Origin of the sequence: Angustibacter sp. Root456, assembly GCF_001426435.1 — a bacterium.
Lineage (GTDB): Bacteria > Actinomycetota > Actinomycetes > Actinomycetales > Angustibacteraceae > Angustibacter.
The window spans coordinates 384,201-409,461 of record NZ_LMER01000020.1 but is presented as its reverse complement, the minus strand read 5'-3'; the positions used below and the strand labels follow the sequence as shown (position 1 = coordinate 409,461).

The following is a 25,261-nucleotide window of genomic DNA, read 5'->3' as shown; positions in this document are numbered from 1 at the left end:
ACGCAATGGCCGCACCGGTGTCAGCTCATAGCATCGAGTGCATGAGTGCTTTCGACCTGTCAACACTCACCAACTTCGAGCGCCAGGGGTGGGACTCGCTCACTCGTTCACAGGGCGGCGATTTCTACGGTGCCCTCATGACGGACGACGCGGTGATGGTGCTCGTCAACGGCATGGTGCTCGACCGCGCCACGGTCGCCAGCTCGCTCAACGACTCACCGCCGTGGGACACCTACGAGCTCACTGATGAACGACTCGTGCAGGTCAGCGATGACGTCGCGGCGCTGCTCTACCGCGCCACGGCGACCCGAGCCGGCGACCCCGAGCCGTTCGTCGCGCTGATGACCAGCGTCTACCGGCTGCAGGACGGCGAGCCGCGCCTCGCGCTCTACCAGCAGACGACGATCACCCACTGATGCGTGAGGACGTCGCGCATCACGAGTGGTCCATCGATCAGCGCGAGATCGACCGGCACGTGGCACGCCGGGGACGCGAGCACGCCTACGTCCGGCTCGACCCTCGGACGACGGCACTGGTCGTCGTCGACGTCGTGCCGTTCTTCGTCGAGGAGTCCGCCTACGTGCGCGGAATCCTGCCAAAGGTCAACCGCCTCGCCGGAGCTCTGCGAGCCGAAGGCGGCACGGTCGCCTGGGTCGTGCCCCGCACCACGGCGCCGTCGCCCGTGACGCGCGAGTTCTTCGGGGACCGCGTGGCCGAGCTCTACTCGCAGTCAGGCGGTGCGGGCGCGCCGCGCGAGCGGCTGTGGAGAGGGCTCGACGTCGACCCCGCGGACGTCGTCGTCGACAAGTCCGGCCCCAGCGCCTTCTTCCCCGGAACGTGCGACCTGCACGACCTGCTGGCGGCCCGCGCCATCGCCACGCTGGTCGTCACGGGCACGGTCACCAACGTGTGCGTCGAGTCGACCGTCCGCGACGCGTCGGCCCTTGGCTACCGCGTCGTGCTGGTCGCCGACGGCTGCGCCGCCGTCCGTGACCGCGACCACGACGCCACCCTCCACGTGGTCTACCGCAGCTTCGGTGACGTACGGGCCACCGACGACGTCCTCGCGCTGATCCAGGCCGGTGGCCTTGAGCCCGGCCACGCCGACGTGCTGTGACTGGCTCGCCTTGCTACCTTCTGGCGCGGCACGATCACCAGGTCGGCCGCGTGACAGGGGGGACACCGCATGCACGCCACACGGCTGCTCACCGTCTGCGTCCTGAGCGCGGGCCTGGCGCTGACCGCCTGCTCGGGCACCACGAAGGACGAGGCCAAGGGCGGCAATCCATCCCCGACGTCCACGGCTGCTGGTTCACCCAGTGCCGCGACGTCCGTGGACCCGCAGAAGAACGGCTCGGCCGAGGCCGGCGTCGGCCTGGAGGCCCTCGACCACCCCATCGCCTCGGTGACCGCCAAGACCGGCATGCAGAAGGACCCCACGGCCACGGTGAAGGTCGACCTGCTCGGGTTGAAGCGCAAGGAGAAGCTGGTCGTCCTGACCGCCGCGGTCACCCCGACGACCACGCTCAGTGACCCGCAGAGCCTCTTCCGGGTGCTCGGCTCGAACAGCTGGAGGCCCAGCCTCATCGACACGGTGAACCTCAAGCAGTACTCGGTCGTGCGCGCCGACGGCAGGATCCTGTTGAGCAACGACCTCGTGGTGCGGGCCGGCTCGGGGCAGCCCATGTTCGTGTACGCCGTGTTCGCGGCACCCCCGCCGGAGGTCACCAAGGTCAACGTCCTGTTCTCCGACGCGATCCCGGCGTTCTCCGACGTCCCGATCCAGTGACGAGCCGCCGAATCGCCGCAACCGGGGCGCTCGCGATGGTCCTGCTCGCCTTGCCGGTGGCCGCTTCGGCGTCGGCTGTCGACGATCTGCCCCAGCCCTCGCAAGCCGAGCTGGCCGACTCGGTGCACGACATCGACCTCAACGTGGCGGACATCCGACCCCGCGTCGAGGACGTCGAGACCACGTCGACGGAGGGCGACGAGACGGTCGTCAGCCTGCGATCGGACATCCTGTTCGCCTTCGGGCGCGCCGAGCTGCCGGACGCGGCTTCCGCCAAGATCAAGGCCCTGCTCAGCAGCATCCCGAAGGGCGCACGGCTCAGCGTGTACGGCCACACCGACTCGGTGGGCGACGCCGCCCGCAACCAGTCCCTCTCGCGCGCCCGCGCCGCAGCCGTCGCGGCGGTCGTGCATCAGGCGAGGCCGGACCTGCGCCTCGACGTCCGGGGGTTCGGAGAGTCCCGCCCCGTCAAGCCCAACACCAAGGACGGCAAGGACAACCCCGAGGGCCGTGCCGCCAACCGACGCGTCGAGCTGCGTTATGCCAGCTGAGCGGCCGGGACTGTCGGACCCCGGTGATCCACTCACCTGAGGACCCCGAGGGTGAGGAGCACCCCATGGACTTCAGGATCGAGCTCATCCCGCTGGCCGTGGCGGACGTCGACCGTTCGGTCGCCTTCTACGGCGACGAAGTCGGCTGGAACGTCGACCACGACGTGACCGTCAACGAGGGTCTGCGCTTCGTGCAGGTCACGCCACCCGGCTCCGCCTGCTCGTTCTGCTTCGGTGTGGGGCTGGAGATGATGCCGCCCGGCTCGAAGCAGTTCATCCAGGTGGTGGTTGACGACGCCGACGCCGCCTGCGCCCACCTGCGCGAGCGCGGCGTGGCGTGCAGCGACGTCGACGAGCAGCCGTGGGGCCGGTTCGTGCGCTTCGACGACCCCGACGGCAACCGCTGGGCGCTCCAGCAGATCGTCCGGCCGAGCGGCGCGGCCGGCTCCTGACGTCGAGGTTCACCTGGCGTAGGGGTGACGTGGACACCGGCTCAACTCGCCCCCCGCCTGGCCGATACAGCAGTCATCCACAGACCTGTGCGATATCACATAGCCGCGGCGGCCTCTCAACCTCTGCGCCCACTGGATCGCTGCCGTCGGGGCCGGCGTCCGGAGAATCGAGGAACCCGTGTCCACTGTCCAGCCCGGCGCCGCCACGCTCACGCAGGGCCGCCCGTCAAGGCTCGGCAAACTGCGCGACCTCGGAATCGGCGTCAAGATCACGGGCGTTCTGGGGCTGCTGCTGGCGGTGGCGCTGGTGAACGGCCTCACCGGGGTGTCCGCCGTCCGGGGCCTGCGCGGAGTGCGTGACGGCGAGGTCGGCCGGGCGGTGCCGTACGTGCAGGCCCTCTACACGATCCGGCTCACGGCCAAGTCGATGGCGAACGACGAGCGCGGCGCCCTGCTCACCGGCGACGCGTCGTACGGCGCCGAGATTGCCAAGCGCGAGATCAAGCTGCAGGACGCCATCGCCACCGCGCGGCGGCTCGCACCCGCCGGCAAGGACCGCCAGCAGCTCGACCAGGGCGTCGGGCAGCTCGCAGCCTGGACCGACGTGGTCGACCAGGTGCTCAAGCTGCGCGCCACCGACGCCGCGGGTGCTCGTGAGCTGAGCTTCACCAAGGGCCGTGATCTGCGCAAGACCTACGAGGACACGTTCGACCAGGAGACCCAGCAGGCGGAGAAGTTGCTCACCCAGGGCACCGAGTTCCACGACGGCGTCAGCCGCTCGCAGACCACGCTGGCTGTCACGGTCGCCCTCGGCGTCCTGCTCGCACTGCTGGCCGGCTGGCTGCTGATCCGCAACATCGTCCCCCGGCTGAAGCGTCAGGCGCAGGCCCTGAGCGCCGTGTCGACCGGCGACCTCACCGTGCGCGTGAACGATGACAGCCGCGACGAGATCGGAGCCATGGCGGCTGCTCTCAACACGGCGACCGCGTCAGTGGGCACCGTGGTGCAGGCGATCCGCGACAACGCGACCGATCTCGCCTCCGCAGCGGCGCAGATGTCGTCCACCTCGGAGCAGATCGCGTCCTCGGCCGATGAGTCCTCCGCGCAGGCCGAGGTCGTCTCGGCGGCCGCCGAGCAGGTCTCCCGCAACGCCCAGACGGTCGCGGCGGGCACGGAGGAGATGTCGGCCTCGATCCGCGAGATCGCCCACCAGGCCACGAGCGCAGCGGGGGTCGCGTCGCAGGCGGTCGCCGTCGCGTCGTCCACGTCGTTGACCATGGCCAAGCTGGGTGATTCGTCGACCGAGATCGGCAACGTCATCAAGGTCATCACCTCGATCGCCGAGCAGACCAACCTGCTGGCGCTCAACGCCACCATCGAGGCGGCGCGTGCCGGCGAGGCGGGTAAGGGGTTCGCTGTGGTGGCGGGCGAGGTCAAGGAGCTGGCCCACGAGACCAGCAAGGCCACCGACGACATCGGACGCCGCGTCGAGGCCATCCAGGCCGACACAGCGGCCGCGGTCGCCGCGATCGACGAGATCTCCGAGATCATCGCCCGCATCAACGACACCCAGGTGACCATCGCCTCGGCCGTCGAGGAGCAGACGGCCACCACCAACGAGATGAGCCGCAACGTCGCCGAGGCGGCCACGGGCTCCAGTGAGATCGCCCAGAACATCACGGCGATGGCGCACAGCGCCGTGCAGACGAGCAGCAGCGCGACGGCGACCCTGAGCGCCACCGAGCAGCTGGCCCGCATGTCGGCCGAGCTCGAGCAGCAGGTCGCTCGGTTCCAGGTGTGACGCGCACCAGGCGGTGGGCGTTCGTCCGGCCCACCGCCTGGTTCGTCCGCCCGGACGACACGAGCCACTCCTGACGCAGACGCTGCGCGCGGGGCGCCGCCGCCGGTTACTGTTCAGTAGGTAACCAGAGCAGGGGCTCCGGCAACGGGAGGACCCGTAGGTGGTTCAGGTGAGTCTCGAAGACAGCACCCACGACGTCCGGACGGTCACGATCCACGGGCACGCGCTGTCGTTCATCGACAGCGGCCACGGCTCCGCCGTCCTGTTCATCCACGGCCTGCTGGGCTCGCACCGCAACTGGACCCACCTCGTCGACCGGCTCGACGAGGACCACCGCGTGATCGTGCCCGACCTGTTCGGCCACGGCATGTCCGACAAACCGCGTGGTGACTACTCGCTCGGCGCCCACGCGGCCACGCTGCGCGACCTGCTCGACCGCCTCGACGTCGAGCGAGTCACGCTGGTCGGGCACTCGCTCGGCGGCGGCATCGCGATGCAGCTCTGCTACCTGTTCCCCGAGCGCGTCGACCGGCTCGCCCTCGTCGCGAGCGGCGGCCTCGGCCGCACGGTCAGCCCACTGCTGCGCTCGGCCACGCTGCCCGGAGCCGAGTGGGTGCTGCCGGTGCTGGCCTCGCCCCTGGTGCGCGGCGGCGTCGACACGGTGGGGCGCGCTCTGTCGCTCACCGGGTGGCGAGCCGGCGCCGACGCTCGCATCGCCTGGGAGAGCTTCGCGTCGCTCTCGGACGCCGAGAGCCGGCGCGCCTTCCTCGCCACCACCCGCGCGGTCATCGACACCGGCGGCCAGTCGATCAGCGCCCACGACCGGTTGGCCGAGGCCATCGCCGTGCCCACGCTCGTCGTCTGGGGCGCTCGCGACCGGCTCATCCCCGCCGGTCACGCCGAACGGGCACGGACGGCGTTCACGGACGTCCGCGTCGAGGTGTTCGAGAGCGCCGGGCACTTCCCGCACCTGGAGGAGCCGGAGCGGTTCGCCGCCGTCCTCAACGACTTCATGGCCTGACACCGCAGCGCTCGGCTGAACGACAACGCAGAAGTGGCCCACCCGGACGGTTCCGGATGGGCCACTTGTGCGATGTGGCGCGGCTCGCTCAGCTCTTGGGCGGCGAGGACTTCTTCGGCGCTGCCTTCTTGGCGGCCGAGCCGGGCGGGTTGGTGCTCGGCTCGGTGGGGCGCGGCGCGTCATCGGACGACGAGCTCGCGGACGTGGATGATTCGCCCGACGAGGCGTCCTCGCCCGCGGACTCAGCGATGGCCTCGGCGGCCGCAGCGGAGTCGGGGGTCAGACCCGCGACCTCGGCCTCGCCCGCACCAGGGCCGTCGAGCGTGCTGCTCGCGGCACCCGAGCCGAGCGCGGAGGCACTCGATGACGAGCCCGTCGAGCTCGTGCTGCTGGAGCCGAACGAGGACGTCGACGGGTAGGTGCCGGCAGGCACGGCCCACGGGTCCTCACGCGGCTGCTGCTTCTTGAACACGGCCACGGCGGCGCCCACTGCAGCGACGAGCGCGGAGAACAGCAGGATCTTGCGACCGCGCCGCTTCGGCTTCGCCACGGCGTCGCCCTTGAGCACCGCGACCGCATCGCCACTGCGGGCCTTGGCGGCGGCTCCGGCGGCCGCCGCGGTCGCACCCGCTGCGGCTGCGGCGTTGACCGCCTCCACCAGCCGCGGCAGCAGGTCGTCCACGATCTTGTCGCGCGCCGCGTCGACCGCGGGACTGACCTTGTCGACCGCCGCCTCCACCTTGGGTGCGGCAGCCTCCAGGCTCCGCTCGACGTGCGGCGTCGCCCAGTCCTTGGCGTCGCGGGCCTTCTCCGCGACGACGGGCGCGACCTTCTCGCGCAGGTGGTGGCTGGCTGTCGAGGCGGCGTCCTGAACCTGGGCCTTCGCCTGGTCCGTGCGGCTCTTCCTGAACACGTGCCCTCCCTGAGGTGATCGTGGGTCAGCGACGGCAGACCTGACGGGCCCGTCGCGCCGCGCCACCCATCCTGCCCTGATCTTGGCCCGCGCGCGCCCCGAGTCGACCGGTGCACGGTGCGGAACCGGCCGCACGCCGTGCCAAGATGGCGGCATGAACGTCACGCTGCACACGAACAAGGGCGACATCAACGTCACGCTCTTCCCCGACCACGCGCCCAACACCGTGCGCAACTTCGTCGGGCTCGCCGACGGCACGAAGGAGTGGAAGGACGCCGACACCGGCGAGGCCAAGACCGAGCCGTTCTACGACGGCCTGACCTTCCACCGGATCATCCCGGGCTTCATGATCCAGGGCGGCTGCCCGCGCGGCGACGGCCGTGGTGGCCCCGGTTACACCTTCGACGACGAGATCCACCCCGAGCTGAGCTTCACCAAGCCGTACCTGCTGGCCATGGCCAACGCGGGCAAGGTGGGTGGCAAGGGCACCAACGGGTCGCAGTTCTTCATCACCGTCGAGCCGACCACCTGGCTGCAGGGCAAGCACACCATCTTCGGTGAGGTCGCCGACCAGCCGAGCCGCGAGGTCGTCGACGCGATCGTCGCCGTGCCCACCGGCCCCGGCGACGCGCCCGTCGAGCCCGTGGTCATCGAGCGCGTCACCGTCGACGCCGGCTGAACCGAACCCTGAGGACGAGGCAGGCCGCCCGGTGAGCGACGCGATGCTGCCGGGCGGTGCGCCGTCCGAGACCGGCTCGGAGCCGGTCTGTCCCCGCCACCCCGACCGCGTGAGCTACGTGCGCTGTCAGCGGTGCGAGCGTCCGGTGTGCCCGCAGTGCCAGCGTCCGGCGGCGGTGGGCGTCCAGTGCGTCGACTGCGTCCGCGAGCAGTCGCGCAGCGTGCGGCGGGGACGCACGGTGTACGGCGGTCGCATGAGCGGTGGCCGCCCCGTGGTCACGCTGGGGCTGATCGCCGCCTGCGTCGTCGTCTTCCTGCTGCAGCTCGTGCCGGGCAGCGACATCACGCGGCGCTTCGCCTTCGCGCCCGTGCTCGCGGACGCCGAACCCTGGCGGTTCATCACCTCGGCCTTCCTGCACTCCACCGGCTTCCTGCCGCACATCGCCTTCAACATGCTGGTGCTGTACCAGGTGGGGCCCTACCTCGAGGAGCGGCTCGGACGGCTGCGGTTCCTCGCGCTCTACCTCGTGAGCGCCGTCGGCGGGTCGGTCGGCTTCCTGGCGCTCGCGAACCCGGCCAACCCGTTCTCGTGGAACGCCGGGGTCGTGGGCGCCTCGGGTGCGGTGTTCGGGCTCTTTGGGGCGCTGCTGGTGGTGCAGCGGCACCTCGGCGGCACCAGCCAGGGGCTGCTCGTGATGATCGGTCTGAACTTCTTCCTCGGCTTCGTCATCCCCAACGTCGCCTGGCAGGGCCATCTCGGCGGCTTGGTCACTGGCGCGATCATGGGCCTGGTGATGGTGGCGCCCGTGCCGAGGCACCGGCCGCTCGTGCAGCTCGCGGGGACGATCGGCGTCCTGCTGCTGCTGACCGGCGTCAGCCTCTGGAAGCTGTCCACAGCCGTCGGCATCTGACGGCGGACGCTGCCTCCCGCCGTCCACTGTGGTTATCCACAGGTCTTTCCCCACCCTGGGGACGGAATCACACCCGTGTAAGCAAGTGTCTGGGGAAGATCACTTCACTCGTGGGAGGTCGCTGGGGCACCCCACTGCCATAGGAGTGCAGCAGGGTGCCACCGCGCCCAACAACGGGAGAGGTTGCTCAGCGCCAGCGCGTCGACATCATGAAGCCCGCCATGATCACGCCGAAGCCGATCACGACGTTCCACGGGCCGATCGCCGCGATGGGGTACTGGCTCTGGCTGAGGTAGAACACGACGATGTAGACCAGCCCGATCACCATCAGCGCCACCATCACGGGCGCCCACCACGACGGGCTCTGCTTCTTTCCCGTCGACCGCTGCGGCGGCGGGGTGTAGTCGGGCTTCTTGCGGGCCCTCGACTCGGGCACAGTGACTCCTAGGGTCGGCTGGTCGTCTAGCGTAGTGGGGTGCTGACCGGCCTGCGAAGAGTGCGGCTCTCGCGATGGGGTGTCGCCGCGCCTGTGGTCTTCGCCCTGGCCGGCCTGCTCGCCACCACGAGCGCCCAGACGGCGCGTGGCACCGACCTGCGCTCCGAGGGGCGCACCGACACCGCCGACCTGATCCGCGAGCAACAGCATCGCGCGGAGGTGCAGGAACGGGACGTCGGCCAGCTGCGCGAGCAGGTCGAGCGGCTGTCCAAGCAGGCCGCCCCGGCCGGCTCGGAGCTCGAGCGGCTCACCGAGCGTGCGGCGGCGCTGGCTCCCGCGGCCGGCACCGTCCCCGTGCGCGGCCCGGCGCTGCGGGTCGAACTGGACGACGCCTCGCACGACGGCACGGTGCCCGACGGCTTCGAGCCCGACGACCTGGTCGTGCACCAGCAGGACGTCCAAGCCGTGGTCAACGCGCTGTGGAGCGCCGGTGCCGAGGCCATGATGCTGATGGACCAGCGGGTCATCTCGACCAGCGCCGTACGCTGTGTGGGCAACGTGCTCATCCTGCAGGACCGGGTCTACTCACCGCCGTACCGGATCACCGCGATCGGCGACGTCTCGGCGATGGAGCGGGCGCTCGAGAACTCCGAGGCGTTGCAGATCTACCGCCAGTACGTCGACGCAGTGGGGTTGGGTTACAAGGTGCAACGGCTGGGGACGGTGCGCATGCCTGGCTACGAGGGATCGCTGCTCATGCAGCACGCCACGGTGGTTCGGCAAGCGGAAGTGCGGTGAACGCTCTGCGCACAGCCGCCCGCACCCTGGGCGAGCTGATGGTGACGCTCGGTGTCGTCGTGCTGCTCTTCCTCGTCTGGCAGCTGTGGTGGACCGACATCACGGCCAGCCGCGTGCAGGATCAGCTGACCCACCAGCTGCAGAGCTCCTGGCAGCCGTCGCCGCGCACCGGCTCGACCCCCACGGCCGTCCCGACGAAGCCGGTGGACGACCCGCCTCTGAAGCTCACGGATGGCAAGGCCTTCGCGCTCATCCACGTTCCGCGCTTCGGCCAGAACTACGTGCGCCCGATCATCCAGGGTGTCGAGCTGCCGGTGCTCGACCGCGGCGTCGGCCACTACCCTGACTCGGCCGATCCCGGGGCAGTGGGCAACTTCGCCGTCGCCGGGCACCGCGTCACCTACGGCAAGCCGTTCAACCAGATCGCCGAGCTGCGAACGGGCGACCCGATCGTCGTCGAGACCGCGACGGCGTGGTTCGTCTACCACGTGCAGCGGCACGAGATCGTGACGCCCGACCGGGTCGACGTCGTCGCACCGGTGCCCGAGCAGCCCAAGGCCACCCCCACGAAGCGCATGATGACCATGACCGCCTGCCACCCGATGTTCTCGGCGCGGGAGCGCTACGTCGTCTTCAGCGAGCTGGAGAGCCGGATCCCCAAGACGGCGGGCGTCGTGCCCGACGTCCTGAAGTGAGGAGACTCGCGTGTACGGCTGGATCTGGCACCACCTCCCCGGCCCGGTGCCGGTGCGAGTGCTGCTCAGCGTCGTGCTGCTCGTCGCGGTCGTGGCGGCGCTCTTCGTCTGGGTCTTCCCGGCAGTGGCGCCGTACGCGCCGTTCAACGACGGCACGGTGAACCAGTGATTGACGCCCGACGCGTGCTCGTCGTCGACAACTACGACAGCTTCGTGTTCACGATCGTCGGCTACCTCGCCCAGCTGGGGGCGCAGTGCGACGTGGTGCGCAACGACGAGGTGTCGACGGACACGGCGGCCGCCTACGACGGCGTGCTGCTCTCCCCCGGGCCGGGCACACCCGAGGACGCCGGCGTGTGCGTCGACATGGTGCACGCGTGCGCCGAGCGCAGCCAGCCTCTGCTGGGCGTGTGCCTGGGTCACCAGGCGCTGGGCGTCGCGTTCGGTGCGGTCGTGGGCCGCGCGCCGGAGCTGCTGCACGGTAAGACCAGCCTGGTGCACCACCAGGGCGCCGGCGTGCTCGCGGGTCTGTCCGACCCGTTCACGGCCACCCGCTACCACTCGCTCGCCATCGAGCCAGACACCGTGCCGTCCGAGCTCGAGGTCACCGGGACGACGCCCGGCGGCGTGATCATGGCCGTGCGCCACCGCGACCTGCCGCTCGAGGGCGTGCAGTTCCACCCCGAGTCGGTGCTCACCGAGGGGGGCCACCGGCTCCTGGCGAACTGGTTGGCGACCTGCGGTGACGCCGACGCCGTCGAGCGCTCGCACGGGCTGGCGCCGCTCGTGCGCTCGTGACAGCCACGACCCCGGGGTGAGCCACCCCGGGGTCGTCGCCTGTGATCGGTGCTGCCTCGGGGTCTAGTCCGTCGGTGTCCCCGTGCTCGTGGGCGTGGGCGTGGCGGTCTCGGTGGGTGTCGCGGTCTCGGTGGGGGTGCTCGGTGCCGCCTTGGCGATCACCAGCTCGATCACGGTGCCCTGCTCGACGGTGTCGTTCTGGTGGGTCTGGGACGTCACCGTGCCCTCAGGCTGGGTGCTCACCTCGTACTTCACTGCCTTGACCTTCAGGCCGGCGTCAGTGAGCGTCGTGGTGGCATCGGCCAGCGGCTGACCGATGACGTTCGGCACCTTGACCTTGCCGCTCGCGATCTCGATGGCCACCTTGGTGTCCTTGGCGACCTGGTCACCGGACGACGGGTTGCTCGACATGACCCGTCCCTTCTCCTGCTCGGTGGTGTCGGTCTCGGTGACGTCGCCGAGCTGCAGACCGGCCTGCTCCAGGGCGGCCTTGGCCTGGGCCTTGGTCTTGCCGACCAGGTCGGGCACTCCCACCGACTCCGGCCCCGTCGAGACCACCACCGCCACTGCGGTGCCCTCGTCGACCTGCGCGCCGGACGCGGGGTCCTGCTCGATGATCTGGTCCTGCGGCACGGTGTCGTCGGCGCGGGTGGTCTGCTCGCCGAGCGTGAGGCCCTTGGCCTTGAGGGCCGCGGTGGCCTCCTCGACCGTCTTGCCGCTGAGGTCCGGCACCGCCACCTTCTGCGCCACCGGGGTGTCGGGGCCACCGGATCCGAGCATGCCCGGCAGCACGAGCACCGCGACGGCCAGGAGCGCAGCCGCCAGCAGGCCGAGCAGCACCCACAGGCCGGTGCGGTTCGGCGTGTCGTCGTCGTCCCGGCCGTTGTCGGGCAGGATCGCGGCCTCGGGTACGGCTGCCGGCAGCGTCGTGGTGGCGGCAGCCGCCGGCACGGCACCAAGAGCCTCGGTGGCCGCCCCGGCTGCGGCCGCACCAGCCACAGCGCCCAGCGCCGCGCTGCTGATCCGGCGTCCGGACAGCACGGCGTCGACGTCGTCGCGAAAGTCGTCGGCGGTCTGGTAGCGGCCGCCGCGCTCCTTCTGCAGGGCGTGCAGCACGATCGCGTCGACGGCGTCCGGGACGTCGTCCGCCACCGAGCTGGGGGCGGGCGCCTGCTCGCCGACGTGCTGGTAGGCCACGGCCACGGGCGAGTCCGCGACGAACGGCGGCCGACCGGTGAGCAGCTCGAACATCAGGCACCCGGCCGAGTACAGGTCGCTGCGCGCGTCGACGGTCTCGCCGCGGGCCTGCTCCGGCGAGAGGTACTGCGCAGTGCCGATGACCGCCTGGGTCTGCGTCATCGTCGCCGAGGAGTCCGCGATCGCCCGGGCGATGCCGAAGTCCATCACCTTGACGTCGCCCGTGGGCGTCACCATGACGTTGGCCGGCTTGATGTCACGGTGCACGATGCCGGCACGGTGGCTGTAGGCGAGGGCCGCCAGCACGCCGGACATCACGGTGAGGGCCTCGCGCCACGGCATCGGCCGTCCCGGCGCGGCGAGCTCGCGCAGCGTGCGGCCCTCGACGTACTCCATGACGATGTACGGCACAGGGACGCCGCCCTCGACGGCGGGCTCCTCACCGCTGTCGTAGACCGCGACGATGGCGGGGTGGTTGAGCCCGGCGGCCGACTGCGCCTCGCGGCGGAACCGGGCCTGGAACGAGGGGTCCCGCGCGAGATCGGAGCGCAGCATCTTGATCGCGACCGTGCGCCCGAGCCGGGTGTCGCGGCCGAGGTGCACCTCGGCCATGCCACCGCGGCCGAGCAGGTCGCCGATCTCGTAGCGGCCGCCGAGCAGGCGGGGTGTCGCGTTCACTTCGAGCCCTTCGTCGTCGTGCGGTTCGTGCGGCGGGCAGCGGCCGACGGCCTACTTCTTCTTGCCATGGCCATGACCCTTCCCCGGCTTCTTCTTCGGTCCGGACTGCGTCGCCGGCTGGCTGGAGACGCCGTCGGCGACGCTGAGCGTCACGGTGTCGCCCTGGTTCAGACCGGTGAGCGGCGCCAGGGCCGTCACCGTGCCCCGGGTGCGTGAGCTGCGCACGGTGGCCGTCTTGGTCTTCAGCCCCAGCGCCTCGAGCCGCTTCGACACCGTGGTGGCGCTCTGACCGACGTAGTCGGAGGCCTTCAGCGTGATCGCCGGGGGGGTCGGCGTCGGCGTGCTCGTGGTGGGGCTCGTACTGGGGGTCGGGGTGCGGCTCGTGCTGGGGCTCGGGGGGCGGCTCGCCGTGGCCCCGGCCGCAGGGGTCTGACTCCCGCCCAGCGAGCTGGCGAGCAGGGCGATGAGCACCGCGATCGCGACGATGCCCACCACGCCGAGCACCAGGGGACGCCCGAGCGGCAGTTCGCTGACCACCTGGGTGGCCCCGGTGATCGCCCGCGAGGTGCTCGTGCGTGCGGCGGCCATGACGGCGGTGGGCTGAGTCGCCGGCGCGGCGGCGCGCTTGCGTTCGCCCCGTGCGGGCTTGTCGACCCAGGCCTGCCGGATCGCCGAGTTCAGCCCGGCGCCCAGGGCCGTGCCGAACGCCGCCGCGCTCACCGGACGGTCGGCGGGGTCCTTGGCCATGGCGCGCAGCACCTGGTCGGCGACCTGCGGCGGGATGTCGTCCGGCAGCGGCTCGGGTGGCTCGTTCACCTGGGCCAGGGCGGTGGCCACCACGGTGTCGGCGTCGAACGGGCGGCGCCCGGTGAGCGCCTCGTACGCCACCACCCCGAGCGCGTAGAGGTCGCTGCGCGGCGTGGCCGGGCGCCCGAGCGCCTGCTCGGGCGAGAGGTACTGGGCGGTGCCGACGACCTCACCGGTGCGGGTGATGGGCACCTGGTCGCGGGCGCGGGCGATGCCGAAGTCGGTGATCTTGACCTGGTCGTCGGCGGTGAGCAGCAGGTTGGCGGGCTTGACGTCACGGTGCACGACGCCGGCGTCGTGCGCTGCCTGCAGCGCCGCCGCAGCCTGTTGGATCAGCGGCACGGCCATCGCGGTGGGCAGGGCGCCCTCACGCTTGATCCGGTGTGAGAGCGCCTCGCCCTCGACGAGCTCCATGACGAGGAACGCGGTGCCGCCGTCCTCGCCGTAGTCGTAGACCGACGCGATGCCCGGGTGCGACAGCGACGCCGCGTGGCGCGCCTCGGCGCGAAAGCGCTCGAGGAACGTCTCGTCGTCGGCGTACTCGCGGCGCAGGAGCTTGACGGCCACCTCGCGTCCCAGCACGCCGTCGCGGGCGCGCCACACCTCGCCCATGCCGCCGCCGGCGATCCGCGACGTGAGCTCGTAGCGTCCGCCGACGCGCAGGCCGGGCTCGGGGTGGGAGGCGGTCATCGCAGCACCGCCTCCATCACGGCCTTGGCGATGGGCGCCGCGATCTTGCCGCCGAAGGCCTCGTTGCCCGCCTTGCCGCCGTCCTCGACGACCACGGCCACCGCCACCTTGGGGTCGTCGGCGGGTGCGAAGGAGGTGAACCAGGCGTGCGGCGGCAGGCCCTTGCCGTGCTGGGCCGTGCCGGTCTTGCCGGCGACCTTGATGCCGGGGATCTGCGCCCTCGTGCCGGTGCCCGCCTCGACGACCCGCACCATCATGCGCGTCAGCTGTGCCGCGACGTCGGGGCTAACGGCTCGGCTCAGCTGCTGTGGGTCGGCCTGGTCGATGACGTCGAGGTCGGGGCTGCGCACGGTCTGCACCATGTACGGCGACATCACCACGCCCTGGTTGGCGATGCCGGCGCTGACCATGGCCATCTGCAGGGGCGTCACGCGCACGTCGTACTGGCCGATGGCCGCCTGCGCGCTCTGCGGGGGGTTCATGTCCTGCGGCACCTGGCTGGGCGTCACCGGCATCGGCACCGTGAGCCGGTCGCCGAAGCCGAACTTCTGGGCCTGCTCGCGCAGCGCGTTGCCACCCAGCTGGAGGCCGAGGTAGCCGAACGCGGTGTTGCACGAGATCTGCAGGGCCCGGGTGAGGTCGACCTTGCCGCCGGGGCCGCACGCACCGCTGAAGTCGTTGGGCAGGTCGGTGCTCGTCAGCGGCAGGTCGAGCGAGGGCGGCCCGGGGATGACGGAGTTCTCGTCGTACTTGCCGCTCGAGAGGGCCGCCGCTGCCGTGACGATCTTGAACGTCGACCCCGGCGGGTAGAGGTTGCCACCGATCGCCCGGTTGACCAGCGGGTCGCCGTCAGCGGAGTTGAGCTCCTTGTAGGCCTTCGACACCGCTGCGAGGTCGTGGCTCGACAGCCGGTTCGGGTCGTACGTCGGGTGGCTGACCATCGCGAGGATCGCGCCGGTGCGCGGGTCGAGGGCGACCACGGCACCGCGCTGGTCGCCGAGCGCGTCGGCCGCCGCCTTCTGCACCTTCGGGTCGATGGTGAGCTCGACCGAGGCACCCTGCGGCGCGCGGCCGGTGAGCACGTCGACCACGCGGCGGTAGAACAGCGCGTCCGAGGAGCCGGAGAGCAGGTCGTTCTCGGCCCGCTCGATCCCGGCACCGGCGCCGTACACGAAGGAGTAGTAGCCCGTGACGTGCGAGTACAGCTCGGGTTCGGAGTACTTGCGGACGTACTTGAGGTCGTCGTCACTGGGCACGGAGCGGGCGATGGGCCGCCCGCTCACCAGGATCGGGCCGCGCTCGCGGCTGTAGCTCTCGAGCAGCGTGCGCCGGTTGTTCGGCTTGTCACGCAACGACGCCGCCTGGACGTACTGGATGTACGTCGACGACAGCAGCAGGCCACCGAAGAGCACGAGCACGACGGCGGCGAGCCGGCGGATGGGCGCGTTCACCGCAGCTTCACCACCTCGGTGGGCGCGTCATCACCCGTCAGCACGTCCGCGCGGACGACCGGGGCCGGGCGCCGCGCCTGGTCGCTGATGCGCAGCAGCAACCCCAGGATCGCCCAGTTCGCGATGAGCGATGACCCGCCGGCCGACAGGAACGGCATCGTGAGGCCGGTGAGCGGGATCAGCCGGGTGACGCCGCCGACCACCACGAAGCACTGCAGCGCCACCGTGAACGCCAGGCCGGTGGCGAGCAGCTTGCCGTAGCCGTCGCGGACGCCGATCGCCGTGCGCAGGCCCCGCTCGACGAACAGCAGGTAGAGCAGCAGCAGCGCGAACAGGCCGACCAGCCCGATCTCCTCGGCGAAGGAGGGGACGATGAAGTCGCTCTCGGCGTAGTAGGTGAGGTCGGGACGCCCGCGGCCCAGCCCCGTGCCCAGCAGGCCGCCGTCGGCCATCCCGAACATGCCGCGCACGAGCTGGTCGCTGACCTCCAACGCCTTGCTGGAGAACGGGTGCAGCCACAGCAGCACGCGCTGTTGCACGTGCCCGAAGAGCAGGTACGCGACGTAGGAGCCCGCGACGAACATCGCCAGGCCGATCGCGATCCAGCCCTTGCGCTCGGTGGCGACGTAGAGCATCGCGACGAACAGGCCGAAGTACAGCAGCGACGAGCCGAGGTCGCGCTCGAACACGAGCACCGCGAGGCTGAAGCCCCACGCCACGAGGATCGGGCCGAGGTCGCGACCGCGAGGCAGCGAGATGCCGATGAACCGGCGCCCGACCAGCGCCAGGGAGTCGCGCGCCTGCACCAGGTAGCCGGCGAAGAACATGGCCAGGCAGATCTTCGCGATCTCACCGGGCTGGAACGACAGCGGCCCAACGCCGACCCAGATGCGTGAGCCGTTGATGTTCTTGCCGATCACCGGCAGCAGCGGCAGCAACAGCAGCCCGACACCGGCGGCCAACGCGGTGTAGGTGTACCGCTGCAGTCGCCGGTGGTCGCGCACGAACCACAGCACGGCGAGGCACAGCACGACCCCGACGGCCATCCACAGCAGCTGACGGGCCGCCATGCCACCGCCCGTGCGCTGCTCGGCGAGGTCGAGCCGGTGGATCATCACCAGGCCCAGGCCGTTGAGCACGGTGGCGATCGGCAGCAGCACGGGGTCGGCGTACGCGGCGCGCCACCGAAGCAGCAGGTGCACGGCACCCACCAGCACGATCAGCCCGAGCCCGTAGGTGAGCAGGCTCGGAGGCAGCGTGCCGTCGACGGCGAGGCCGACGTTCGCGTAGGCCAGCAGCACGATGCCGACGGCGAACACGAGCAGCACCAGCTCGACACCACGGCGGGTGCGGGGCACGACGGTGGTGACGACCGACATCAGCCCACCTGCACGCAGTCGCTCGGGGCCGGCGCGTTGGCGCTCGCCGTGGGACTGGCCGTCGGGGTCGGCGTCAGGCTGGGGGCGCTCGACGCGGTCGGGAGCGCCGAGGCGCTCGCGGTGGGGTTCGGGGTGGTCGTGGGCGTGGTCGTCGGCGTGGTCGTCGGTGTCGCGGACGGCGTGGGTGTGCTCTGCGAGCAGGCCTGCGTGCGCAGCTCGCTCACCTTGTCGCGGGCGGCGCCGAGGTCAGCCACGGTGATCCCGCCACGCACCTGCTCGGCGGAGTACTCCGGCAGCTGGTCGAGCGTGACGTCCTGCCGCTCGTAGACGTGCGACATCCGCACCGGCCCGATGTCCTGCGGCAGCCCGCGGTAGATGGCCACGTTCTGGCCGGCCGCGCCCACGAAGTACTGCTGCTGGCTCCACGCGTACGCCGCGTACCCGCCGGCGCCGAGGACGGCAGCCACCACGAGCGCGGCGAGCACCCGCAGGGTCCACCGCCGGCTGGAGGCAGGGGGTCCAACCGCGGGCTCGTCGACGTCGTCGTCGGCTGCGGGCTGCGGACGGGTGAGTGCGGCTGCCTTGGCGGCTGGCGACTGCGGCTGCGAGGTGCTGGCGGCGGCGCGCACGGCGGCCGATCCCACGGTCTCGGGCACCGAGCTCGGCGGGGCGTCGGCGGCGTCGACCACGTGCGCGACGACGCAGGTGATGTTGTCGGCCCCACCACCGCGCAGGGCCAGGCTCACGAGCGCCTCGGCGCAGGCGCCGGGGTCGTCGTGCTCACCCAGCAGCTCGGCGAGCGTCTCGTCACGGACGACGCCGGTGAGCCCGTCGGAGCACACGACGTAGCGGTCGCCCACCCGCGTCTCGCGCACGGACAGGTCGGGTTCGTCGTCCGGGTGGCCGGTGAGGACGCGCGTGATCACCGAGCGTTGCGGGTGACGCTCGGCCTCCTCCTCGGTGATGCGGCCCTCGTCGACGAGGCTCTGCACGAACGTGTGGTCGTGGGTGAGCCGCGTGAGTTCGCCGTCGCGCCAGCGGTAGCACCGCGAGTCGCCGATGTGCGCCATCGAGATGCGCTGACCGTGCAGCACCACGGCCGTCGCCGTGGTGCCCATGCCGTGCAGCGTCGGGTCGCCCGCGGCACGCTCGCGCAGCTCGGCGTTGGCTTCGTGCAGCGTGCGCTCGAGCTGGGTCAGGGCGTCACCGCCGTGCGACTCCCCGTCGAGGGCGACCAGCCGGCCCAGCGCGATCGAGCTCGCGACGTCACCGGCGGCGTGACCGCCCATGCCGTCGCAGACGGCGAGCAGGTGCGGCCCGGCGTAGCCGGAGTCCTGGTTGTTGGTGTAGCGACCGAGCCCGATGTCCGAGCGCGCCGCGAACCGGAAGGCCATGGGCATCGGCGGCTACCTACGCAGCTCGAGGACCGTGGTGCCGATCCGCAGGGTGGAGCCCACCTGCAGCTTCAGCGGCGAGGTGAGGCGTTGGGTGCCGGAGAACGTGCCGTTGGTGGAGCCGAGGTCCTCGACGAACCACTCACCGTTCTCCGGGTAGATGCGTGCGTGGCGGCCGGACGCGTAGTCGTCGTCGAGGACGAGCGTCGACTCCGGGTTGCGCCCGATGAGCACGGAGTTCTGGCCCAAGGTGATCGTGGTGCCCTTGAGCGGCCCCTCGGAGACCAGCACGTGCGACGGCGTGCGCCGGCTCGTGCGCTGCCCGCGGCGGCCGGACGGGCCGGACGGGGCGGACTGGGGCCCGGGCGCCGGGCGTGGTGCGCTGCGTTGGCTGACCTTCGTGCCGAACAGGTCTCCGCGCAGCACGCCCACGACCGAGAACACGAACACCCACAGGACTGCGAGCAGTCCCAGCCGGACGACGGTGACGGTGAGCTCGCTCATCGTTCTCCGCTGCGGTAGACGGCACGGGTACGGCCGAGCATGATCGTCGACCCCTCGACCAGCTGCGTGGCGGTGATGCGCTGGGTGTCGACGAAGGTGCCGTTGGTCGAGCCGAGGTCGCGCACGGAGGCGACCAGGTGCGGACCGTCGGCGGTCACCCGGATCTCGGCGTGCTTGCGGCTCACACCCGGGTCGTCGAGCACGATGTCGGCGTCGTCGCCCCGGCCGATCACGGTGATGCTCCCGACGAGCGGGTACGCCTGGCCGTCGACGTCCAGCCACGGACGCCTGGCCGGGGTGGTCTGCGTGACCGGGCCCGGGTCGGCGTGCATCGGGGGTCGCAGCACGCCCGGGCCGGTCTCGGGATCGCGGGGGATCGGTGCGGGTGAGGGACCGCGCTCGGTGCGTCCCTTCACGGTGGCTGCCCGCACCCGGAAGACGCCCGTGTCGAGGTCGGGCACCTCCTCGAACTCCACCGTCACCGGGCCGACGAAGGCGTAGCCCTGCTGCTCGGCGTGCTCGCGCAGGTTGGCGGCGAACTCCTCGGCCAACGCGTCGGCGTAGTCGTAGAGGCGGTCGTGGTCGGTGGACCCGAGCTCGACGACGAAGGCATTGGGGACGAGCGTGCGGCCACGGCCCACGACCGCGGCCCGGTCGTCGGCGGCGCGTCGCAGGGCGCTCGCGATCTCGACGGGCTGGACCTCGGAGCGGAACGCCTTGGCGAACGCGCCGTTCACGGCTCGCTCGATGCCCTTCTCGAACCGGTCGAACACCCCCACGCAGCACCTCCTTCGCGCTCGCTCACTGACTGGGACGACCGCGGATCGGGCTGACCGCCGCCGGGCGCGGCGCAGCGTCCAGTCGCGGGCGCTGGCCTGGCCTGCGCTCAATCCTAGCCGGGGACAGGATCATCGCCCGTCCGTGCTAGCCTGAGCGGCGAACTTCGGGGCTCGGTCACGGCTGGGCGAACGAAGTTCATGCGCGAGTGGCGGAACGGCAGACGCGCTGGCTTCAGGTGCCAGTGTCCGAAAGGGCGTGGGGGTTCAAATCCCCCCTCGCGCACGCACAGCCCCGGCGGCCAGCCTCTGGTCCCGGGGCTTTTCGCTGCCCTGACGCTGATCACGTTCAGTGGGCGACACTCCGCTTGCCGAGGGTTGTACCCCTCGACAAGCGGGAGCAACCCTCGACATGGTCACCGGCGAGCAGCTCAGTGGCCGCGGTCGCACACAAGCCGCAAGGGCGAGCCACATCCGGCCATTGCAGTGCGCGACGGGAGGATCGACGTCTCGCAGGTGATGCCGGTGTGACGGCCGGTCGGCGTCCTGCAGCCACGGCCATCGCTGCGACAGCTCTCGCGCGGCGATCCATGACCGGTAGGGCTGCTGGCGGTCGCGTCAGCGCTCGTCGTCCCACGCGACCGCACTGATCTTCCAGCCCGAGCCGATGCGCACGAACTGCATCGTCTTGCCGCCGGCGCCGGTCACCGCCACGCCACCCTCGGTCCAGGCCTTGGCGTACGTGCACCAGTGATGCGCCACGTCGCCGTACACCTGGGTGGTGCCGGCCACCTCCCACTCACGGAAGCCAGCGATGCGGCTGCTGGTCAGCAGCTCACGGCGGGGCGCGATGAACTCGGCGACGTCGTAGGTGGTCACCGCGCCACAGGTGCGCACGATGAGCGCCTCCGGCAGGAACAGGCCGGCCAGCTGGTCGAGGCGCGCACTCAGGTCCGGGCCCTGCGTGAACGCGGCGAAGAAGGTCCGGACCAGGTCGTCGATCGCGCGTTCGTCGTCGGTCACGTGGAGCGGGGTCACGAGAGGCGGCGAGCGTCGCGGATTCTCTGCAGCTCGGCCCGCTGGTCGGGCGTCAACGGCGGCAGCACGCAGAACTCGTTGCCCTCCGGGTCCGACATCACGACCCATGCGACGTCGTCCGGCTGCCCGACGTCCACGCGGTCAGCCCCGAGGGCGATGAGCCGGGCGACCTCCGCGTCCTGGTCGTCGGGTCGAAGGTCGAGATGGAGCCGGTTCTTGCCCGCCTTGGCCTCCGGGACACGATTGAACAGCAGGTCCGGGACCACGCCGTCCTCCAGCGAGCCCTCGGGTGGCTCGAGCACCACCCCCGCGTCGGAGTCGCGCGTGCGGCGCCAGCCCAGCGCCTGCTGCCAGCACGTGGCAAGCGTCTGCGGGTCGGCGGCGTCGATGTCGAGGCACTGAACGGCGAGTCCCATCGGCAGACCGTCGCAGCCGGCGGCACTGCGCCGCAACGCATTTGCTCTCNCGCGAACGGCAGGGTCGGCTGCGCCCCGTGGGCGAACGGCCAGCGCGGCTCGCCCCCGCCACGACAGCCAGGTGGCCGCGACGACGCGCTCAGAGCTCATCGGACGGCGAGCTGACGGGGGCACCCGGTGATCAGATCCAGATCGTAGGGGTCGTCGCCGTGGCCTATAAGGTTGTACATTGCACGACGCAATGCCTGGCCGCCGAGATGAGGAGCCCATGGACGCCGTCACCGCCCCACCCCAGCCGGTGAACGAAGCAGTGCGGACCTACGCACCAGGAAGCCCCGGCGCGGCCGCCCTGCGCCGCGAGCTGGACTGTCTGGCCTCCGGCAGCCATGACGTGGGCCCTGTCATCGACGGGCGCGTCGAGCACGTCAGCGACGAGCGACTGACGGTCACCCAGCCGCACGAGCGGCACACGCGGCTGCTCACGGCCTCCGTCACGAGCCCCGACCAAGCGGTGCGGGCCATCGACTCCGCGGTGAACGCGGCGGCCGCGTGGCGCGAGGCGCCGTTCGACACCCGGGCGGCCGTCCTGCTGAAGGCCGCTGACCTGCTCTGCGGCCCGTGGCGCGCGCGGATCAACGCGGCCACGATGCTCGGGCAGTCGAAGTCCGTGCACCAGGCGGAGATCGACGCCGCCTGCGAGCTGGCCGACTTCTGGCGTTTCAACGTCCACTTCGCCCGCCAGATCCTCGCCGAGCAGCCGCTCGCCAGCTCGCCCGGCACGTGGAACACCCTCGACCACCGGCCCCTCGAGGGCTTCGTCTACGCCGTCACCCCCTTCAACTTCACGGCGATCGCCGGCAACCTGCCCACGGCACCCGCGCTGATGGGCAACGCCGTCGTCTGGAAACCGGCGACCACCCAGCTGCTGGCCGCCGACCTGACTCTGCAGCTGCTCACCGAGGCCGGCCTGCCGCCGGGCGTCATCAACATGCTCCCCGGGCCCGGGCCCGAGGTCTCCGATGTGGTGCTGTCCGACCGGCGGCTGGCCGGGATCCACTTCACCGGGTCGACCGAGGTGTTCCGTCAGCTCTGGAAGCAGGTGGGCACCCGGCTCGACACCTACTCGTCCTACCCGCGGCTGGTCGGCGAGACCGGCGGGAAGGACTTCGTCGTCGCCCACCCCAGTGCGGACGTCGACCGGCTCCGCACCGCGCTCGTGCGCGGGGCCTTCGAGTACCAGGGCCAGAAGTGCTCGGCCGCCTCCCGCGCGTTCATCCCCGCGAGTGTGTGGGCGCGGCTGAAGGACGCCCTGGTCGACGACATCCGTAGCATCGCCATGGGCGACGTGCGTGACTTCAGCACGTTCATGGGTGCGGTCATCGACCAGCGCGCCTACCGGCGCCTCACCGAGGTGCTCGACCGGGCCCGGCACGACCCCAGCATCGAGGTGCTGGCGGGTGGTGGCTACACCGACCGGGTCGGCTGGTTCGTCGAGCCCACCCTGCTGGTCGGCACCGACCCGACCCACGAGGTGTTCCGGCGCGAGTTCTTCGGCCCGATCCTGTCGGTCCACGTGTACGACGACGGCGCCTACGACGACGTCCTGGCGCTCGTCGACTCCGGTAGCCCCTACGGCCTGACGGGCGCGGTGTTCGCCCGCGACCGGGCGGCCGTCGACACCGCCCGGCAGGCTCTGCGATTCGCTGCCGGCAACTTCTACGTCAACGACAAGCCCACGGGCGCAGTCGTCGGTCAGCAACCGTTCGGCGGGGGGCGCGCGTCGGGTACCAACGACAAGGCCGGGTCGGCGGAGAACCTGCGTCGCTGGACGTCGACGCGCACCATCAAGGAGACGTTCGTCGCCGACACGGACTACCGCTACCCGCACATGGCGCCCGCGGCGGCCGAGCGCACGGGGGGATTCGCACCGTGATGCTCCAGGGCCCGACCAGCGCACACCCGGACGTCGAGCACTGCCTCTGCGGTGAGGCCCTGCGACCGTGCATCACCTGCGCGCAACCGCGCTGCTCGCGGTGCGACCCCTACCGCAGCGAAGACTGCCTGCGCGACCTCCAGGCGTTGAACGCCGCCGCTGCGGTGGCGCCAGCCCAGGGTTGAGCCGCAGGGACACCCTCTTCGTCCACAGATTTCCGGAACGTCATTGACGACTCGGCCTGGCTCAGTAGCATGTCACATGTGATCGAGCCAACGACTGAGACGACGGCGATCCCCTCTGAGGGAGACGAGGCAGAAGCGTCGACGCAGCTGCACACCGGCAGCCACGACCTGCCGGTCAGTGCGGCGCTCGAGCGCTTCATGGCCGACGACTGGGCCACCCCGGCGACGCCGGATGGCGGGCCGCGTGAGGTCGCTGTCTGGGCGGCCAAGCGGCGCTCGCGGCTGTCCGAGCAGTTCGCGGGTGAGCGCGTCGTCGTGCCGTCGGGCTCGTACCTGGCCCGGTCGAACGACCAGGACTTCCGGTTCCGCCCTCACTCGGACTACGTCTGGCTCACCGGAGACCAGACGTCGGACTGCGTGCTGGTGCTCGAGCCCACCGCCGGTGGCCACGACGCGATCCTGTTCCTGCGCCCCCGAGCCGAGCGTGAGGTGTCGCAGGAGTTCTGGCGCGACCGGCAGTACGGCGACTTCTGGGCGGGCCGACGTCCCTCGCTGGCGGAGTCGATGGCCGAGCTGGGCATCGAGTGCCGCCACGTCGACGAGCTGCCCGGCTTGCTGCGCAGCCCAGCGCCGACCCGAGTACGACGCGGGGTCGACGCGCGGGTGGAGGCGGCGGCCGGCGACGTCCGATCTCGCGCCAGCCTCAGCCAGGCCAGCCTCGACGGCCTCGACCAAGAGCTGGCGGCGACGCTGTCGGAGCTGCGGCTGGTGAAGGACCCGTTCGAGCTGACTCAGCTGCAAGCGGCCGTCGACAGCACGATCCGAGGATTCCGAGACGTCGTCGCGGAGCTGCCCGCCAGCCGAGGGCTGGAGCGTGGCGAGCGGTGGATCGAGGGCACCTTCTGGCGACGCGCGCGGCTCGAGGGCAACGACGTCGGCTACACCAGCATCGTGGCCGGCGGACCACATGCCACGACGCTGCACTGGATCGCTAACGACGGTGCCGTTCGCGACGGCGACCTGTTGCTCCTGGACATGGGTGTGGAGACCGACGAGCTCTATACCGCCGACATCACGCGCACGCTGCCGGTGAGCGGGAGGTTCACGCCTCTGCAGCGCGAGCTGTACGAGCTCGTGCGCGCGGCGCAGGACGCCGGCATCGCGGCCGTGCGCCCCGGCGCTGCCTTCCGCGACTTCCACCACGCGGCGATGAACGTGATGGCGCACGGCCTGGCCGACCTCGGCCTGCTGCCGTGCTCGGCCGAGCAGGCCCTCGACCCCAGCTCGACGATCTACCGCCGCTGGACCCTCTGCGGCACCGGCCACATGCTCGGGCTCGACGTCCACGACTGCGCACAGGCCCGCGCCGAGCAGTACCTGGACGGCGAGATCCAGCCCGGTCACGTCCTCACCGTCGAGCCCGGGCTGTACCTGCAGGCCGACGACCTGCGACTTCCCGAGCACCTGCGCGGCATCGGCATCCGCATCGAGGACGACCTCGTCGTCACCGATGACGGCGCCCGCAACATGTCCGCCGGTCTACCCCGCAGCCCCGACGCCATCGAGGCGTGGATGGGTGAGCTGCTGCCCTGACCGTCTCCGGCGAACGTCCGGTGACCGCTCTACACCAACCCGATCAGGATGGAGTGCCCATGCAGATGCCCCGTGCGGTCGTACGCGGAGGGAGCCTGGCCGCAGCGGCAGCGCTCGCGCTCGTCGGCTGCAGCAGTCAAGGGAAGACAGGGTCGTCCGATGCGTCGGGCGACAAGGCCCGCACCGGTGGCACGCTCACGATCCTGTCGCTCAACCAGCAGCTCGACCACGTCGACCCGCAGCGCACCTACACCGGCGAGGACATGGCGTTCCTGTCGGGCTTCCTCACCCGCACCCTGACCGCCTACAAGATCAGCGCGGACAACAAGGCCGCCGGCGAGCTCGTGGGCGACCTGGCCACCGACACCGGTAAGGCC

The 25,261-nt window shown here is 71.3% G+C and carries 26 protein-coding genes, 1 tRNA gene and 1 pseudogene; 17 read left to right on the top strand and 11 right to left on the bottom strand.

What is annotated here, in order from left to right:
• Positions 1–41: 41 nt before the first annotated feature.
• The 7 genes from ASD06_RS16695 to ASD06_RS16665 all read left to right on the top strand — a co-directional run bounded on the left by ASD06_RS16695 (position 42) and on the right by ASD06_RS16665 (position 5,614).
• Entirely contained in the window at positions 42–416 is a 375-nt protein-coding gene (locus ASD06_RS16695) for a nuclear transport factor 2 family protein (RefSeq protein WP_056680266.1), read from the top strand.
• Complete coding sequence (locus ASD06_RS16690) at positions 416–1,117, top strand: cysteine hydrolase family protein (protein WP_056680263.1); 702 nt, start codon at positions 416–418, stop codon at positions 1,115–1,117. Before ASD06_RS16695 ends, ASD06_RS16690 begins: the two co-directional genes overlap by 1 nt.
• Positions 1,118–1,186: 69 nt before the next feature.
• A complete protein-coding gene (locus ASD06_RS16685; RefSeq protein ID WP_056680260.1) occupies positions 1,187–1,789 on the top strand; it encodes a hypothetical protein in 603 nt (200 codons plus the stop codon).
• The gene (locus ASD06_RS16680; protein WP_157371767.1) at positions 1,786–2,340 is read left to right on the top strand and encodes an OmpA family protein; all 555 of its coding nucleotides are present in this window, start codon (positions 1,786–1,788) and stop codon (positions 2,338–2,340) included. Before ASD06_RS16685 ends, ASD06_RS16680 begins: the two co-directional genes overlap by 4 nt.
• Before the next feature lie 65 nt (positions 2,341–2,405).
• The gene (locus ASD06_RS16675) at positions 2,406–2,792 is read left to right on the top strand and encodes a VOC family protein (RefSeq protein ID WP_056680254.1); all 387 of its coding nucleotides are present in this window, start codon (positions 2,406–2,408) and stop codon (positions 2,790–2,792) included.
• A gap of 178 nt (positions 2,793–2,970) precedes the next feature.
• The gene (locus ASD06_RS16670) at positions 2,971–4,593 is read left to right on the top strand and encodes a methyl-accepting chemotaxis protein (protein WP_056680251.1); all 1,623 of its coding nucleotides are present in this window, start codon (positions 2,971–2,973) and stop codon (positions 4,591–4,593) included.
• 169 nt (positions 4,594–4,762) lie between these two features.
• Positions 4,763–5,614 carry an alpha/beta fold hydrolase gene (locus ASD06_RS16665; protein WP_056680248.1) on the top strand — a complete coding sequence of 284 codons (852 nt, stop codon included), beginning with the start codon at positions 4,763–4,765 and terminating at the stop codon, positions 5,612–5,614.
• Between the two features lie 88 nt (positions 5,615–5,702).
• Here the strand turns inward: ASD06_RS16665 and ASD06_RS16660 are convergent, their stop codons facing one another.
• Positions 5,703–6,527 carry a hypothetical protein gene (locus ASD06_RS16660; protein ID WP_056680245.1) on the bottom strand — a complete coding sequence of 275 codons (825 nt, stop codon included), beginning with the start codon at positions 6,525–6,527 and terminating at the stop codon, positions 5,703–5,705.
• 154 nt (positions 6,528–6,681) lie between these two features.
• Here ASD06_RS16660 and ASD06_RS16655 point away from each other — a divergent pair, with 154 nt between their 5' ends.
• Positions 6,682–7,206, top strand: a complete 525-nt coding sequence (locus tag ASD06_RS16655; RefSeq protein ID WP_056680242.1) for a peptidylprolyl isomerase — start codon at positions 6,682–6,684, stop codon at positions 7,204–7,206.
• 31 nt (positions 7,207–7,237) lie between these two features.
• A complete protein-coding gene (locus ASD06_RS16650; RefSeq protein ID WP_200942274.1) occupies positions 7,238–8,116 on the top strand; it encodes a rhomboid family intramembrane serine protease in 879 nt (292 codons plus the stop codon).
• 187 nt (positions 8,117–8,303) lie between these two features.
• Here the strand turns inward: ASD06_RS16650 and crgA are convergent, their stop codons facing one another.
• Positions 8,304–8,552 (bottom strand): cell division protein CrgA, encoded by a 249-nt coding sequence (gene crgA, locus ASD06_RS16645; protein ID WP_056680239.1) that lies wholly within the window; start codon positions 8,550–8,552, stop codon positions 8,304–8,306.
• A 39-nt stretch (positions 8,553–8,591) separates the two neighbouring features.
• Between crgA and ASD06_RS16640 the strand changes: the two genes are divergently transcribed.
• Genes ASD06_RS16640 through ASD06_RS16630 form a run of 4 tightly spaced genes read left to right on the top strand, consistent with a single transcriptional unit; the run spans position 8,592 to position 10,843 of the window.
• Entirely contained in the window at positions 8,592–9,350 is a 759-nt protein-coding gene (locus ASD06_RS16640) for a DUF881 domain-containing protein (RefSeq protein ID WP_200942270.1), read from the top strand.
• Positions 9,347–10,045 (top strand): class E sortase, encoded by a 699-nt coding sequence (locus ASD06_RS16635; protein WP_235502373.1) that lies wholly within the window; start codon positions 9,347–9,349, stop codon positions 10,043–10,045. Before ASD06_RS16640 ends, ASD06_RS16635 begins: the two co-directional genes overlap by 4 nt.
• Before the next feature lie 10 nt (positions 10,046–10,055).
• On the top strand, positions 10,056–10,214 hold the full coding sequence (locus ASD06_RS19465; RefSeq protein ID WP_200942269.1) for a hypothetical protein: 159 nt from the start codon (positions 10,056–10,058) through the stop codon (positions 10,212–10,214).
• Positions 10,211–10,843, top strand: coding sequence for an aminodeoxychorismate/anthranilate synthase component II (locus ASD06_RS16630; protein ID WP_056680236.1), 633 nt, complete (start codon positions 10,211–10,213; stop codon positions 10,841–10,843). Before ASD06_RS19465 ends, ASD06_RS16630 begins: the two co-directional genes overlap by 4 nt.
• A 63-nt stretch (positions 10,844–10,906) precedes the next feature.
• Here the strand turns inward: ASD06_RS16630 and pknB are convergent, their stop codons facing one another.
• From pknB to ASD06_RS19855, 7 genes are read right to left on the bottom strand one after another with little or no spacing between them, the layout of a single operon-like run.
• The gene (pknB, locus tag ASD06_RS16625) at positions 10,907–12,718 is read right to left on the bottom strand and encodes a Stk1 family PASTA domain-containing Ser/Thr kinase (protein WP_056680233.1); all 1,812 of its coding nucleotides are present in this window, start codon (positions 12,716–12,718) and stop codon (positions 10,907–10,909) included.
• 51 nt (positions 12,719–12,769) lie between these two features.
• Positions 12,770–14,215 (bottom strand): protein kinase, encoded by a 1,446-nt coding sequence (locus ASD06_RS16620; RefSeq protein WP_056680230.1) that lies wholly within the window; start codon positions 14,213–14,215, stop codon positions 12,770–12,772.
• A complete protein-coding gene (locus tag ASD06_RS16615; RefSeq protein ID WP_056680227.1) occupies positions 14,212–15,666 on the bottom strand; it encodes a penicillin-binding protein 2 in 1,455 nt (484 codons plus the stop codon). The genes ASD06_RS16620 and ASD06_RS16615 overlap by 4 nt, the downstream gene beginning before the upstream one ends.
• Positions 15,663–17,045, bottom strand: coding sequence for an FtsW/RodA/SpoVE family cell cycle protein (locus tag ASD06_RS16610; RefSeq protein ID WP_056680224.1), 1,383 nt, complete (start codon positions 17,043–17,045; stop codon positions 15,663–15,665). Before ASD06_RS16610 ends, ASD06_RS16615 begins: the two co-directional genes overlap by 4 nt.
• Positions 17,045–18,445 carry a PP2C family serine/threonine-protein phosphatase gene (locus tag ASD06_RS16605; protein WP_056680221.1) on the bottom strand — a complete coding sequence of 467 codons (1,401 nt, stop codon included), beginning with the start codon at positions 18,443–18,445 and terminating at the stop codon, positions 17,045–17,047. The genes ASD06_RS16610 and ASD06_RS16605 overlap by 1 nt, the downstream gene beginning before the upstream one ends.
• Positions 18,446–18,451: 6 nt before the next feature.
• Entirely contained in the window at positions 18,452–18,943 is a 492-nt protein-coding gene (locus ASD06_RS16600; protein WP_056680218.1) for an FHA domain-containing protein, read from the bottom strand.
• A complete protein-coding gene (locus ASD06_RS19855) occupies positions 18,940–19,722 on the bottom strand; it encodes a DUF3662 and FHA domain-containing protein (RefSeq protein ID WP_056680215.1) in 783 nt (260 codons plus the stop codon). The genes ASD06_RS16600 and ASD06_RS19855 overlap by 4 nt, the downstream gene beginning before the upstream one ends.
• A gap of 200 nt (positions 19,723–19,922) precedes the next feature.
• On the opposite strand from ASD06_RS19855, the gene ASD06_RS16590 reads away from it, so the two are divergent.
• Positions 19,923–20,005: transfer RNA gene (locus tag ASD06_RS16590), tRNA-Leu, on the top strand.
• Positions 20,006–20,337: 332 nt separating this feature from the next.
• Here ASD06_RS16590 and ASD06_RS16585 read toward each other — a convergent pair.
• Positions 20,338–20,742, bottom strand: a complete 405-nt coding sequence (locus tag ASD06_RS16585) for a DUF4440 domain-containing protein (protein ID WP_056681170.1) — start codon at positions 20,740–20,742, stop codon at positions 20,338–20,340.
• Positions 20,743–20,753: 11 nt separating this feature from the next.
• Entirely contained in the window at positions 20,754–21,173 is a 420-nt protein-coding gene (locus ASD06_RS16580; RefSeq protein WP_056680212.1) for a VOC family protein, read from the bottom strand.
• A 268-nt stretch (positions 21,174–21,441) separates the two neighbouring features.
• Here ASD06_RS16580 and pruA point away from each other — a divergent pair, with 268 nt between their 5' ends.
• The 3 genes and pseudogenes from pruA to ASD06_RS19200 form a co-directional block, all read left to right on the top strand.
• Positions 21,442–23,106 (top strand): L-glutamate gamma-semialdehyde dehydrogenase, encoded by a 1,665-nt coding sequence (gene pruA, locus ASD06_RS16575; protein WP_056680209.1) that lies wholly within the window; start codon positions 21,442–21,444, stop codon positions 23,104–23,106.
• A gap of 254 nt (positions 23,107–23,360) precedes the next feature.
• Positions 23,361–24,884, top strand: a complete 1,524-nt coding sequence (locus tag ASD06_RS16565; protein WP_082538149.1) for an aminopeptidase P family protein — start codon at positions 23,361–23,363, stop codon at positions 24,882–24,884.
• Between the two features lie 59 nt (positions 24,885–24,943).
• Positions 24,944–25,261, top strand: a pseudogene (locus tag ASD06_RS19200) (ABC transporter substrate-binding protein); the annotation flags it as partial.